The 13,491-nt window shown below is 72.3% G+C and carries 13 protein-coding genes; 6 read left to right on the top strand and 7 right to left on the bottom strand.

The window, feature by feature from the left end; all coding sequences use genetic code 11:
* Window positions 1-85 precede the first annotated feature (85 nt).
* The 5 genes from AC067Z_RS09080 to AC067Z_RS09060 all read right to left on the bottom strand — a co-directional run bounded on the left by AC067Z_RS09080 (window position 86) and on the right by AC067Z_RS09060 (window position 4,079).
* The gene (locus AC067Z_RS09080) at window positions 86-1,276 is read right to left on the bottom strand and encodes an AI-2E family transporter (protein WP_478788813.1); all 1,191 of its coding nucleotides are present in this window, start codon (window positions 1,274-1,276) and stop codon (window positions 86-88) included.
* 175 nt (window positions 1,277-1,451) lie between these two features.
* Complete coding sequence (locus AC067Z_RS09075) at window positions 1,452-1,649, bottom strand: hypothetical protein (RefSeq protein ID WP_478788812.1); 198 nt, start codon at window positions 1,647-1,649, stop codon at window positions 1,452-1,454.
* A 161-nt stretch (window positions 1,650-1,810) separates the two neighbouring features.
* Window positions 1,811-2,503, bottom strand: a complete 693-nt coding sequence (locus AC067Z_RS09070) for an ABC transporter (protein WP_478788811.1) — start codon at window positions 2,501-2,503, stop codon at window positions 1,811-1,813.
* Complete coding sequence (locus AC067Z_RS09065; RefSeq protein WP_478788826.1) at window positions 2,503-3,405, bottom strand: ATP-binding cassette domain-containing protein; 903 nt, start codon at window positions 3,403-3,405, stop codon at window positions 2,503-2,505. The genes AC067Z_RS09070 and AC067Z_RS09065 overlap by 1 nt, the downstream gene beginning before the upstream one ends.
* Window positions 3,402-4,079, bottom strand: coding sequence for an AIM24 family protein (locus tag AC067Z_RS09060; RefSeq protein ID WP_478788810.1), 678 nt, complete (start codon window positions 4,077-4,079; stop codon window positions 3,402-3,404). The genes AC067Z_RS09065 and AC067Z_RS09060 overlap by 4 nt, the downstream gene beginning before the upstream one ends.
* Before the next feature lie 71 nt (window positions 4,080-4,150).
* Between AC067Z_RS09060 and AC067Z_RS09055 the strand changes: the two genes are divergently transcribed.
* The 6 genes from AC067Z_RS09055 to AC067Z_RS09030 all read left to right on the top strand — a co-directional run bounded on the left by AC067Z_RS09055 (window position 4,151) and on the right by AC067Z_RS09030 (window position 11,167).
* Window positions 4,151-4,870 carry a peptidyl-tRNA hydrolase gene (locus tag AC067Z_RS09055; RefSeq protein WP_478788809.1) on the top strand — a complete coding sequence of 240 codons (720 nt, stop codon included), beginning with the start codon at window positions 4,151-4,153 and terminating at the stop codon, window positions 4,868-4,870.
* A 161-nt stretch (window positions 4,871-5,031) separates the two neighbouring features.
* Entirely contained in the window at window positions 5,032-5,805 is a 774-nt protein-coding gene (locus tag AC067Z_RS09050; RefSeq protein WP_478788808.1) for a DUF4142 domain-containing protein, read from the top strand.
* A 385-nt stretch (window positions 5,806-6,190) separates the two neighbouring features.
* Window positions 6,191-7,525 (top strand): MbnB/TglH/ChrH family RiPP precursor modification enzyme, encoded by a 1,335-nt coding sequence (locus AC067Z_RS09045; protein WP_478788807.1) that lies wholly within the window; start codon window positions 6,191-6,193, stop codon window positions 7,523-7,525.
* A 5-nt stretch (window positions 7,526-7,530) separates the two neighbouring features.
* Window positions 7,531-8,523 carry a TIGR04222 domain-containing membrane protein gene (locus tag AC067Z_RS09040; protein WP_478788806.1) on the top strand — a complete coding sequence of 331 codons (993 nt, stop codon included), beginning with the start codon at window positions 7,531-7,533 and terminating at the stop codon, window positions 8,521-8,523.
* Between the two features lie 64 nt (window positions 8,524-8,587).
* Window positions 8,588-9,412: a TIGR04222 domain-containing membrane protein gene (locus AC067Z_RS09035; protein WP_478788805.1), complete on the top strand. Its 825-nt coding sequence runs from the start codon at window positions 8,588-8,590 to the stop codon at window positions 9,410-9,412.
* A 132-nt stretch (window positions 9,413-9,544) separates the two neighbouring features.
* Window positions 9,545-11,167 carry an alpha/beta hydrolase gene (locus AC067Z_RS09030; protein ID WP_478788804.1) on the top strand — a complete coding sequence of 541 codons (1,623 nt, stop codon included), beginning with the start codon at window positions 9,545-9,547 and terminating at the stop codon, window positions 11,165-11,167.
* A 65-nt stretch (window positions 11,168-11,232) separates the two neighbouring features.
* Here the strand turns inward: AC067Z_RS09030 and hemQ are convergent, their stop codons facing one another.
* Window positions 11,233-11,946, bottom strand: a complete 714-nt coding sequence (gene hemQ, locus AC067Z_RS09025) for a hydrogen peroxide-dependent heme synthase (protein ID WP_478788803.1) — start codon at window positions 11,944-11,946, stop codon at window positions 11,233-11,235.
* 4 nt (window positions 11,947-11,950) lie between these two features.
* On the bottom strand, window positions 11,951-13,375 hold the full coding sequence (hemG, locus tag AC067Z_RS09020; protein ID WP_478788802.1) for a protoporphyrinogen oxidase: 1,425 nt from the start codon (window positions 13,373-13,375) through the stop codon (window positions 11,951-11,953).
* Between the last annotated feature and the right edge of the window lie 116 nt (window positions 13,376-13,491).

Below are 13,491 nucleotides of genomic sequence, written 5' to 3'. Positions count from 1 at the left end.
ACGCCAACCCCCGACTGCCATGGTCATTCCTCGCCCACACCGGCCTGACCATCCGCCCACCACACCCACCGAACTTACGAAAAGATCAGTAGGGTCTGTCGTTCGGCTCCGGCCTGCGCAGCGTCTGACGGACCGACCACACCACGGCCACCAGCGGCACGGCCGCCACCGCACCCACGACTCCGGCGGCGACGGCGCCGCCGACCACGGACAGGGCGACGACCACGGGGTGCAGCCGGACCGCCCAGCTCATCACGATGGGGTGCAGAAGATGCCCCTCGATCTGGCCGATGACCACGATGAGGGCGACTACCACACCCGCGATCAGCGGGCCCTTCGTCGCCAGGGCCACGACGGCGGCGACCGCGAGGGCGATGGGTGAGCCGATGAGGGGGATGAAGGCGGCGACGAACTCCAGCACGGCGAGCGGCAGCGCAAGCGGCACGCCGAGTGCGAACAGGGCGACGCCGACGAGGATCGCGTTGGTCACGGCCACCAGCAGGATGCCGTGGGTGTAGCCGGTGAAGGTCCGCCAGGCCGCCCGGCCGGCGGCCGTCACGCTTCCCTGCGCGGCTTGCGGCAGCTGGTGGCAGAACCAGCTCCACTGCTGGTCGCCGGAGTGCATGAAGAAGACCGAGCAGAACAGCGCGAGCGCAAGCACGGTCAGCACTTCGACGAGCCGGTCCGCGCCGCTGAGCGCCGTGCTGATGACCGTGGACCGGTGGCTCGACAGCAGCTGCCCGATGCGGGACTGGATGTCGGTGAGTGCCTCGGGATTGACGCGGAACGGCGGCTGCTCCAGCCATCGCTCGATCCTGTCGATGCCCGCGCCGAACTCCCGTTCCAGCCCGGACCGCTCCCCCGCCACCGCCTCGCCCATCAGGGCCAGCACGCCGAGCACGAGGACGATGGTGCCGAGCAGGGCGACGGCGACGGCGAGCGGCCGCGGCAGCACTCGTGCAAGAAGGTCGGCGACCGGCCGGAGCACCGCAGTGATCACCAGGCCGAGGAAGACGGCCACGCCGATCTTGTGGAACTGGCCGAGCACCGAGAAGAAGGCGTAGACGACGGCGCCCACCACGAGAATCCGCCACGCGTACGCGGCGGCCGTCCGCAAGGTGCCCGGGACGCTCGGAGACGCGTCCTTCGTCCCCTGACCGGCCACGGGACGCGAGAGCCCGGACCACGCCCGGCGCGATGCCGTGCGGATCCGGTTCCGTCGCCCTGCGGACGGCGGGACGGAGTTCCTGCGCTGCGGATCCGATGGCCTGGACATCCACAAGCTCGTACCACCGGTTGCCCCTCGCCCCACGGGGCGGACCCAGGATTCGCCCGAAGGCACCCGGAGCCGGGGGCCCGGGTCCTGCGCCGGTGGCAGGGGCGGGGCCGAGGGTGGGGGCTCCGGCCCCCGGTGGCCGGGGGCGGGACCGGCGTCCGGTGGAGATCCTCGGTCAGCCGGAACACGCCGTCCGCTGGGCCTCCTGCCATTCGCAGACGGGGCACAGCGGAGCGCCCTTGACGGACGCCGGGTACTCGGTGGGCCTGCGGCACAGCACGCACTCGGCGAACGGTTCACCGGGCGCCACGGCACGGCCCGTCGGGGAGGTGGCCGGGGTCTCGCAGTACGACTCGCCCTCACGCTCGTCCATACGTACGACTCTAGTGCCGTGACCGGCAATGTCTGCCCGGTATGGAGCGTCGTCCGGTGCGTGCGATCGCAAGGCGGCCGGAAGTCCTTGCAGCGGAGCTACCAGGGCTCTGGCGCGACAGGACAGGGCAGAGCCTTGCCAGGGGCCACCAGCTGCCGGGCTCAGGCCCCCGCGCTCCCGTCGTCGGCGCCGCGCCGCCCGCACAGGACACAGGCGAGTGCGCCCGCCGCGGCCGCGAGCAGTGCCGCCGCGCCCAGCGGCAGCACCGGCAGCTGGACGGTGCCCGTCCGGGAGCCGTCGGCCAGGGCGATCACGGCGTACTTGGCCGGCGAACCGGTGGTCACCAGGGCAAGCAGCGCGGCGAGCGCGGTGGCCACGAGCGACCAGCCGCGGGAGTGCAGCAACGGCCTGGTGCACAGGGCGCCTACCGCCGCACCGGTCAGAATGCTCACCGCGCAGGCCAGCAGCCCCGCCGCCGTCGCGGTCACGATCGGGATCCCCACCCGGTGGTCGGCGCCCGCCGCCTCGCTGATCGCGGCGACGACGCCGGTGGCGACCGCGCCCAGCACCCCCGCGCACGCGACGGCCGCGAACAGGGCCGACAGGTGCACCCTCGGCGGTCCGGCAGCGGCGGCCGTGACGTTGCGGGCGGCGGCGGGCTCCTGCGTCGCGCAGATGCGGACCAGCCAGGCGGTGACCGGCAGCAGCGCCGCGGCCGTCCAGCCGAGCGAGTCCAGTACGGGCCGGCCGCTCTGCACACCGACGGCGAGCAGGATCCCGTAGAGGAGAACGGGCGGCAGCCATCGCTGGGAACGCAGGAGCAGGGCGGCCTGGTACGCGAACAGTGCGCTCATCACGTGCTGTGCCTCGTCGTCGTCCGCCCGGCCGCGGTGGCCGGGCTCGCTTCCGTGTCCGCCTCCGGACCGACCGCCGGTTCCACGCGGTGCACGTGCCACGGCGGCCGGGACGCGAGCAGCACCCGGAGCAGTGCGTCGGAGTGGACGGCCGCGACGGTCAGCACCGTGGCGCCGGCTTCCCCCGCGCCCTGCACGGGTGCCCCGGGCAGACCGTCGGGCGGCGCCGCGCCCGGCGGGCCGACGGCCACGATCCTGGTGCGCGGGCCCGCCGCGTCATCGGCGGCCGCCGGGGCGCCTTCGACCAGGCGGCCGTCCTGCACGGCGTGGACGGTGTCGACCGCGCCCGCCAGTCTGCGCGGATCGTGGTCGACGTAGACGACGGCCGCCCCGGCGGCGACCCGTTCGGCCACGGCGCGGTCCAGTTCCCCGCGGGCTGCCGCGTCCAGGCCGGTCCACGCCTCGTCGAGAACGAGCAGTTCCGGTTCGGCGAGCAGCGCCTGGGCGACGGCGACCTTCTGGCTCGTGCCCTTGGACAGTTCGGCGAGCGGGGTACGGGCGTGGGCCGCGACCCCGAATCGTTCCAGCCATGCCGCGGCTTCGGCGGCGGCCGCCCGTCGGGCGAGGCCGTGGACGCGTCCGATACGGGTCAGATAGCCGGTCGCGGTGAACGGCAGTGCGGCGGGGAAGCGTTCCGGCACGTACGCCGTGCGCGGCCGGTCCATGATCCTGCCCTCGGTCGGGGCGTCGATTCCGGCGAGCAACCGCAACAGTGTCGACTTCCCGCTGCCGTTGGTGCCCTCGACGCGGAGGAGGGTGCGCGCAGGCACGTCGATGTCGACGCCCCGCAGCACCCACGGGCCGCCGAGACCGTAGCGACGGCCGACTCCTTGCAGCTTCAGTTCTGCGTCGCCTTCTGCGGGGTTGCCTCGCTGGGCCGGACGATCACGAAGCCGTCGCCCTCCAGCTTCAGTTGGACGGCCTCGCCCGAACCGCCGCGGATCATCGAGCCGATGGACTGCGAACGGTGCAGCGAGGTGCTCAGTTGGGCACTCCAGCCGACGACCGCGTCGGTGTCCACGAACACCGGCTGCCCGTGCGTGACGGGGATCACGATGGGGTTGCCCTCACAGATGACGGCGAGCTTCCCGTAGCCGGTGAAAAGGCTGTTGAAGATGCCGCCACCGGTCATGCCGGCACCCTTCACCGTCTTTATCTCGTAGGACAGGGTGGCATCGAAGCACAGCACGTTGCGGCCGTTTATCGTCAGCGCGTCGCCCTGCTCGATCTCCACGATGAAGCAGTTGGCGGCCTCGTGCGCGAACCACGCCTCCCCCTGGCCGCGGACCGCCATGAGCGCCAGGCCCTCGCCGGTGACGGCGCGCTTGAGCATGCCGCCGATCCCCTGGCCCTTGCGCTCGAACTGCAGGTTCCCGCGGAAAGCGATCATCGATCCCTGGCGGGCGTGCATCTCGCCGTTGACCGCGTACTTGACCGACTTGGCGTTCTGCAGCGTCATCCCGGGCACGGTCGCCTGCTGTGCCATGTTCTCGGTGGTGAAGAGATCGCTTCTCATGGCAGGCATCGTCGCCCGGAGGCAGTCGTTCCGCCAACTGCCCGCGCCGTGGCGGCTGGCACACTGATCGGGTGAGCAGCGAAGACCCCCGCACCGGCGACAGTCCCTTCCGGCACGAGAACACCCACCGCGACGAAGCGCCCCAGTTCGTCCTGCCGCTGGTCGTGCGGATCGAGAAGACCGAACCGCCCGCCCGTACCGACGCCCTGCAGACCGCGGCACGCGCCGTCCTGGAGATCCTCGACGACGAGCGGTCCACCGGCGAGGGCGAGTGGGCCGCGGCGATGCGGGACTGGCAGGACGCCCGTATCCGCAAGGTCGTACGGCGGGCACGCGGCGCGGAGTGGCGCCGGGCATGCACGCTGCCGGGTATCACGGTGGCCGGCGAAACAGCCGAAGTCCGGGTGTTTCCACCCGTACCGCTCGACGGATGGCCGAAGGAACTGGCCAAACTCCAGGTCTCCGGCACCGACCTCGACGACCCCGCGCCGCCCCCCGCCCCCGACCTCGGCGCACCCGTCCTGTGGCTGAGCCCCGAGGTGGGCATGTCGGCCGGCAAGGCCATGGCGCAGGCCGGTCACGGCGCCCAACTTGCCTGGTGGGAGCTTTCCGAGACGGACCGCAAGGCGTGGCGCGCGGCCGGGTACCGGCTGTCGGTGCGCACCGCGGATCCGGCAGACTGGCGCGCACTCACGGGCAGCGGACTGCCGGTCGTGCGGGACGCGGGCTTCACGGAGATCGCTCCCGGATCCTGCACGGTGGTTGCCGATCATCCGTCGCTGCGCGACTGAAACGGGTGCACCGCTGAACGATCGGACCCCCGGCTTCGTATTCCTCGGTACCGCCAAGTAGGTTGACCGGCTGAGTTCGACCGGCGGTGACCGGCGAACTGAACCGCTGGTCAGTCGGCGGATAGGTTGCCGTGTAACGCATCGGCTCTGGAGGGACATTGTTGCGGCGCATCAACGGGACAGCACTCATCATCGCGGCCCTGGTCGTCACGGTCGGCGCGTTGGCGTTTCCCGTGTGGTCCTATGCCGACCGGTCGGGCACGGGCCAGGCGAACCTCAACGCCTCGACCGTGGCGACGCAGTGGGGTCCCCTGTCGGCGAAGGACCGCGATCTTCTGGTGAAGGTACGGCTGGCCGGTCTGTGGGAGCTGCCCGCCGGCCAGCAGGCCATCGAACGCGCACCGAGCCAGGCGATGAAGGACGCCGGCGACCACCTCGTCGTCGGCCACACCGACCTGGACCGGCGTGCACGTGATGTGGCGGCGAAGCTCGGTGTCGAACTGCCCAACCAGCCCACCGAGCAGCAGCAGGGCTGGCTGCGGGAGCTGTCGGCGGCCAGCGGCCAGGAGTACGAGCGCAAGTTCGCCAACCTGCTGCGCAATGCGCACGGCAAGGTCTTCGCGGCGATCGCGGAGGTCCGGCACACCACACGGAACACGCTGATACGCCAGCTCGCGAGCGACTCCAACCAGACGGTGCTGGACCACATCACCATGCTGGAGGCCACCGGGATGGTCGACTTCGACGCGATCGCGAACGAGGCCGCAGGCAACGCGACAGCCAGCCCCAGCGGGCCCCCGCCGCCGGACGGGAACCTCCCGCCGTCCCCGCCGCCCGCCCAGCCGACCGGTGACCAGTCCTTCACTTCCCGGCCGTCGCCCCCGGCGCCGGGCACGGTCAACACGAACCGGCCAGAGGTGCCGCCGGCCGGCTAGGCCCTGTCCGGGTGATCTTCTCGGGCCCGCGACGACAGCTACGGCACTCCCCCAGCCTTCGGCCGGGGGTACCCCCACGCTGTGTTGTCGGAGTCGCCCAAGTACATCCAGTACGAGGACGATCTCCCCCGGCCTGGCGGCCGGGTGGTGCCCCCACCGCCTTGCGATGCGTCCCCTCGGCCCTGGCGGGCCGGGGGAGGCCCCATGCATCCGACGCCGCGGGCTGATCCTCAAAGATCGCCCGGACAGGACCTAGACAGGTTCCGCGCGCACTGCGCGGAACCTCAAATGAAGCTCTGAACGTCCCCTCCTCTGGATTCACCGGCGTCCGCCGGGGCCATGACCCCAGGACCGTCACACATGTCGGGCAGAGGAGGGGGACATCATGGAACTCGGCATCGGAATCGGCTGGCGTCCGGAGATCGCGGACACGGTCGAGCACATGCCCGGCCTCGACTGGGTCGAGGTCGTCGCGGAGAACGTGTGCCCCGGCCATCTGCACCCGTCGCTGACCCGGCTGCGCGAGCGGGGCATCACGGTCGTGCCGCACGGCGTCTCGCTCGGCGTCGGCGGCGCGGACCGCCCGTCACCGCAGCGGCTGGCGGACCTGGCGGAACGGGCCGAGGCGCTGAACGCGCCCCTGGTGACGGAGCACATCGCGTTCGTACGGGCGGGGGGCACGCTGACCGCGTCCCCCGTGCTGGAGGCCGGCCACCTGCTGCCCGTGCCCCGCACCTGGGACGCGCTCTCGGTGCTCTGCGAGAACGTGCGCATCGCGCAGGACTCGCTGCCCGTGCCGCTGGCGCTGGAGAACATCGCGGCGCTGATCTCATGGCCGGGCGAGGAGCTCACCGAGGGCCAGTTCCTCGCGGAGCTGGTGGAACGCACAGGTGTACGTCTCCTGATCGACGTGGCCAACCTGCACACGAACCACGTGAACCGTGGCGAGGACCCGTCGGCCGCGCTCGACGCGCTCCCGGTGGAAGCGATCGCGTACGTCCACGTGGCGGGCGGGATCGAACGTGACGGCGTCTGGCACGACACGCACGCGCACCCGGTGACCGAGCCGGTACTGGACATCCTGTCGGACCTGAGCTCACGGGTGACGCCGCCGGGGGTCCTGCTGGAACGGGACGACGACTTCCCGGCGGCACAGACTCTGGCACAGGAACTTTCGACGATCCGCGACACCGTGCGGGGCGCGGCGAAGCCCCGCGGCGTACCTGGAGCCACGCCCGCGAGCGCGCCGCTCACGCCTCCGGCAGCAGCGGCCCCCGCGGTGAACGGAGTCCCGGCCGAGCGGGCCGGTGCCCGCGGGCGGGTGGGGATCGGACAGGCCGCGCTGCTGTCCGCCCTCGTCGGGGGGACACCCGCCCCGGAGGGGTTCGATCCGCGTCGACTGCGGGTGCAGGCGCAGGCACTCGTCGCCAAGCGGGCCGATGTCGTCGGCAAGGTCGCACCCGAGCTGCCGCGCATCCTCGGCAGCGGCTACCGCCCCGCGTTCCTGGCCTACGCCAGGAACCGCCCCATGCACGCCGGTTATCGCCGCGACGCGCTCGACTTCGCCGCGCACCTGCTCGCCACCGGCCGTCCCGAGAACGCCGCGGCACGCCGACGGCTCACGTCGTGGTGGCAGGAGCGGGCCGCTCCCGAGCCGCCGCGCCGCGCGACCCGCTTCGTCCGGGCGGCCCGTGCCGCACTCGTCGGCACAGGAAGGTGAACACCATGGTCCTTCTTGCCTTCGCCCTCTATCTCGCAGTAGGAATCTCCTCGGCGCTGCTCATCGTCAAGGTCTCCGCCGCGCTGCGCACCGCCCCGTACGGCACGGCCCACGTCCAGCACGCGTACGAGGCCGCGTTCCTCGCCGGCGGCCCGGCCCGTGTCACCGACGCCGCGCTCGCGGCGATGCACATGGACGGCCGGATCCACATCGGCGGACCCGGGGTCGTGGCCGTGCTGCGCCCGGCCGCCCACGATCCGGTGGAGCACGCGGTGCTCCAGGCGCTCGGCGTGGTGCCCGGCGGCGTGCTTGCCCTGGTGCGGAGCGGAGTGATGCGCAACCCGGCCGTGCAGGACATCGGTCACGGGCTCGCCGCCCGCGGGCTTATGATGCCCCGGCGCACCCACAGCGGGCTCGCTCGCTGGGGGGTCGTCCAGGGCATTCTCTGCCTGATCGGGCTGCCGTTGTCGGTGTTCGCGACCGTCGGGCAGTACGCCGGCTCCGGGCTGGACCGCATCGGCATGCCGTTCGTCGTGATGGCCCTGCCCGCCCTGCTCCCCGGACTGGTGATCGGCCTGAGCCAGGCGCACCGCATCGGCGGCCGGGTCACGCCGAACGGCCGCCGCGCCCTGCGCGCCTTCGCGGCTGCGTTCACCCACATGCCGCCGAGCGTCGCCGCTCTGGTCGCCGTGCGCGGGTGGCGCGGGCTGCCGGACCCGCGTCTGCGTGCCGAGTTCGTGGCCGCGGCCCGCCACGGCGCCGGGGGGACGACAGCAGGGTACGCGTCGTACACACCCCTGCCCTGGGCCGACGACTCGAGCGGCGCCGAGCCCGTGTGGTGCGCCGGATCAGGGCCGGGCTCGGGCTGCGGGTCGGGTGGCGGCTCGGGCGGCGGTTCGAGCTGTGGCAGCTCCGGCGGCGGGTCGAGCTGCAGCAGCTCGTCCGGTTCGAGCTGCGGCAGTTCCTCCGGCGGTTCGAGCTGTGGTTCGAGCAGCTGACGTGTCTGTCCACATCGTGAACAGACCGTGGCGCGCCCGCGCAGTCCTCGCGTAGAACTCGCCCATGCTCTGGCTCCTCCTGCTGTTCCTGGCCTGGGCCGCGGCGGCTGTCAGCTGTCTGCGGCTGTGCCTCGCCGCGGCCGACGCCCCGCGGCAGCTGCCCGAAGGAGCCAACGGCACGGACGCCGGGATCGACTCCGGCGGCCTGCGTGAGCTGACGCTGTACGAGGCGGCGTTCCTCGCCGGCGGCCCGTACCGCGTCACCGAGTTGACGCTCGCGTCGATGCACAGCCAGCGGCGTCTGCTGCTGGCGCACACCGGCTGGTCGACCGTCGTGGATCCGGAAGGGCACAACGCGCTGGAGCGATCGGTCATCGGCGCGATAGGTCCCGTCGGCCAGGCGCGGACCACCGCGGTGCGGACGGCCGTGGCCTCGGCCGGAGCCGTACGGGGCCTGTCCGACCGGCTCGTCGGCGCCGGTCTCGCCATCCCGGAGGCGATCAGGTCGTCGGTCGTCTCCGCACTGCGCGGCGTACGGGCGGCGAGTGTGCTCACCGTGTCGCTGGCGGCCGGCGCCCTGCTGGTGCTCCCTCAGGGGCAGGAGCCGGGACCGGTCATGGCCTGGTTCGCGCTTCCTCTCGCCCTGACGCTCGGCTGCCTGGGCATAGCGCGTTTCGAGGTGCACCCGTACACCCGCTGGGCTTCGCCGCTCGGCAACCGCCGTCTCGCCTCGCTCGCCGAACGCGCCTCCCGGCCCGCCACCGCGGGCATGTGCCACGGCGAGCAGGCGCAGCTGACCGCGCTCGCCGTGCACGGCGTCCGGGCGCTGGACGACCCGCAGCTGCGGGCGGCGCTCACAGCCGGCCGGGCGGCGTACCCCGGCCGCTGATCCTCGGCCGGTTCCCTTCCTCACCGCACCCGCGACACGCACATATCGGTGCTTTACATCGCTGATCACCCCGCCAAGGATCCCTCTGTCCCGTGATCACCGGGCCGCCGCGCGCGACGGAAGGGGAACGCGATGAGAGCAGTTGCGAAGTGGGGGGCCGTGGCGGGTCTCGGGTCATTGGTCCTCACCGCGCTCGCCGTCCCTCCCGCGGGCGGAGCCGTTCCCCGGGCCGAGGTTCCGCACCTCTGGTCCGCCGAGTCCCACGGCACCCGGGTGGCCGCCCGACGCGCGGCCGCGGCAGGTATCGCGTTCGGTGCCTGTCCGAAGGAGGAGAAGCTGTCGAAGACGGTCGAGTGCGGCACGGTCGAGGTGCCTCTGGACTACGCGGAGCCGTCGGGTCGGCGGATCGGGCTGACCGTCAGCCGTGTGCGCGCGAGCGGGAAACCGGCCGAGCGGCAGGGCTCCCTCGTCTACAACCCGGGCGGCCCCGGGGCGTCGGGAATGTACTTCCCGATGGCGGCCCCGCTCCCCGAGTGGAAGCGCCTCGCGAAGGCGTACGACATGGTCGGCTACGCGCCCCGCGGCGTGGGTCGCTCCGCCCCGCTGTCCTGCCAGGACCCGGCCGACTTCGTGAAGGCGCCCACCCAGGCCCCGACGCATCCCTCACCCGCGTACAAGAAGGAACGGATCGCGCAGGCGCAGGCGTACGCGCGCAACTGCGCCCGCAGGTCCGGAACGACCCTGCGGCACTTCACCTCGCTGAACAACGCCCGTGACCTCGACGTGCTGCGTGCCGCGCTCGGCGAGAAGAAGCTGACCTTCATGGGTGCGTCGTACGGAACGTACTTCGGCGCCCTGTACGCGAGCCTGTTCCCGGGCCATGTCCGCCGCATGGTCTTCGACTCGGCGGTCAACCCGGCGCCGCAGCAGATCTGGTACCGCAACAACCTCGACCAGTCCCGGGCGTTCGAGCGCCGTTGGGCGGACTTCCTCACATGGGTGGCCAAGCACGACAAGACGTTCGAGCTGGGTACCACGCGGAAGGAGGTGGCACACAGTTACGAGAAGGTTCGTAAGGCCGTGACGCTGAAGCCGGCGGGCGGCACGGTCGGTCCCGGTCAGTTGCACGCCGCGTTCCTCGGTGCGGCCTATTACGACGACTACTGGCCGCTGCGCGCGAGCGCCCTGTCGGCCTTCCTGAAGGGCGATCCCAAGCCGCTGATCGCCATGGGTGCGCCGGAGACCGATGCGGCCGAAGCGTCGGAGAACGCGAGCGCCGTCTACACCGCGGTCCTGTGCAACGACGGCCCGTGGCCGCAGGACTGGGAGACCTGGGACCGCGACAACAGCCTGCTCGCGAAGGAGGCGCCGTTCGAGACCTGGGACAACGTCTGGATGAATCTGCCGTGCGCGTACTGGAGCGCGCCGCGACAGCAGCCGCCGGACATCCGCACGGACGGGACGGGCCTGCCGCCGGTGCTGATCCTCGCGGCCGAGCGGGACGCGGCCACACCGTACGAGGGTGCGCGCGAACTGCAGCGGCGGCTGGCAGGGTCCGTGCTGATCACGGAGCGGGACGCGGGCACGCACGGCATCGCGGGCGGCAGCAACAAGTGCGTCAACACGCACCTGGAGAACTATCTGCTGCGGGGCGAGACACCGGTGCGGCGCGCATCGTGCGCGCCGCACCCGGAGCCGGACCCGGTGTCGCTGGACCGGAGGGCGAAGCAGCCGGAGCTGTCACCCGCCGTCTGATCTTCCGGGTCGTTCGACGGCCGCGTCCGCCGGCGGGCGGACACGGCCGTCACGTCGTGCGGGCCTCAGGCCAGGCCCGCCACCAGGTCCGCCACGCTCTTGCGGCGACCGGTGTAGAACGGGACCTCTTCACGGACGTGCATGCGTGCCTCCGACGCGCGCAGGTGGCGCATCAGGTCGACGATGCGGTACAGCTCGTCCGCCTCGAAGGCGAGGAGCCACTCGTAGTCGCCGAGGGAGAACGAGGCGACGGTGTTGGCGCGCACGTCCGGGTAGCCGCGGGCCATCTTGCCGTGGTCGGCGAGCATGCGGCGGCGGTCCTCGTCGGGCAGCAGGTACCAGTCGTACGACCGCACGAAGGGGTACACCGAGACGTAGTTGCGCGGCGTCTCGTCGGCGAGGAAGGCCGGGATGTGCGACTTGTTGAACTCGGCGGGACGGTGCAGCGCCATGTTCGACCACACCGGCTCGAGTGCACGGCCGAGGCGGGTGCGCCGGAAGCGGTTGTACGCGTCCTGGAGCTCGTCCGCGGTCTCCGCGTGCCACCAGATCATGACGTCGGCGTCGGCGCGCAGGCCGGAGACGTCGTACGTGCCGCGCACGGTGACGTCCTTGGCATCGAGCTGGTCGAACAGCTCCTGGACCTCGTCGGCGTAGCCGGAGCGGTCCTCGGGCAGGGCATCGCGCAGCTTGAAGACGGACCACAGCGTGTACCGGATGACCTCGTTGAGGTCCTTGGCCTTCTTGCCTGCGTTCGGGATCTTTTCGGGCGCACTCATACCGCTATTCTCCCGTGTCCGGATCGGTGCCCCGCGCCAGGGTCGGCGTGGCGAGAATCTCGTCCGCCGCCCGCTGTCCGCTGCCGATGCAGGCGGGGATGCCGACGCCGTCGTAGACCGCTCCGCAGACCCGCAGTCCCGGCATCCTGGCGACCTCGTCGCGGATGCGCGCGACCCGGGCGATGTGCCCGACGGGGTACTGCGGCAGGCCGCCGGTCCAGCGGGTGACCTCGCCGGCCACGGGGCGGGCGGTGAGGCCGATCGCGTCGCCGAGGTCGGCCAGGGAGACGTCGACCAGTTCGGAGTCCTCGCGTTCCAGGGCTTCCTCCTCGCCGTAGCGGCCGACCGAGGTGCGCAGCACGAACAGGTCGTCCGAGCCGCGGTCGACCCAGCTCCACTTGTTGGACGAGAAGGTGGACGCCTTGATCGTCCGCCCGTCGACGGGCGGGACGAGGAAGCCGCTGCCCGGCAGGGCGCCGAGGTCGGCGCGCCGGAAGGCGAGCGTGACCAGGGCCATGGAGGCGTACTCGACGCGGCCGAGTTCGGCGGCCGCGGCCGGGGACTCGGCGGCGAGCAGCGCGGCGGCCGACCAGGCGGGGGTGGCAAGGACGACGGCGTCGGCGGTGAGGTCCTCACGGTCGGTGCGGATCTGCCAGCCGGCGGCCGTGCGGGTCAGTCCGAGGACCGCGGTCTCGGTGCGGATCTCGCCGCCACCGGCTCGTACGGAATCGGCGACGGCGGCGGGCAGGGTGCCCATGCCGCCGTCGATGCCCATGAAGACGGGTCCCGCACCCTGCTGTGCGGCTCCCTTGGCCTGGACCTCGCGCACGGCGCCGAGCAGGGTGCCGTTCGTCCGCAGGGCCTCGAAGAGGCCGGGGACGGCGGCGCGCATCGAGATGCGGTAGGCGTCGCCCGCGTACACCCCGCCGAGCAGCGGCTCGACGAGGCGGTCGACGACCTCGCGGCCGATGCGCTCGGCGACGTACGCGCCCACGGCCACGTCGTCGCCGACCTCGACGGGCGGCAGGTCCCCTTCCCGTTCGATCCGGGCGATCCCCTCGGACGAGAGCAGTCCGGCGAGCGCGTCGGGGGTCCCGGGCACACCCATGACATGGCCCTTGGGCAGGGGACGCAGGGCGTCGCGGGTCCACACGGCGGAGGTCGCGACGGCGGGCGGCAGGAGCCGGTCGCCGAGGCCGACGGCGCGGGCGAGGTCGGTGCCCTCGGTGCGCCGCGCGAGCATCGACTCGGCACCGAGGTCCACCGGGACGCCCGCGATCTCACCGGCCTGGAGTTTGCCGCCGAGCCGGTCGGTGGCCTCGACGAGGGTGACCCGTACCCCGGCACCAGTCAGCCGGTGGGCGGCCGCCAGACCGGCGATGCCGCCCCCGATCACGACGACATGACGCCCCGCTGTGTCCACGTTCATGGTCCAACTCTCTCAAATCCCTTACCGAGTCCTGAACGTGACCGCTTCGGGACCGGAAGCGGGCAACTCCTCCCCCGGGACGGAACGTCCAACCGGCAACCGTTCACCATCCACGC

The sequence above is a fragment of the Streptomyces sp. NPDC043812 genome (genome assembly GCF_056436245.1).
Note: the sequence above shows the minus strand (reverse complement) of the source record. Positions and strands in the feature narration are given on the sequence as shown.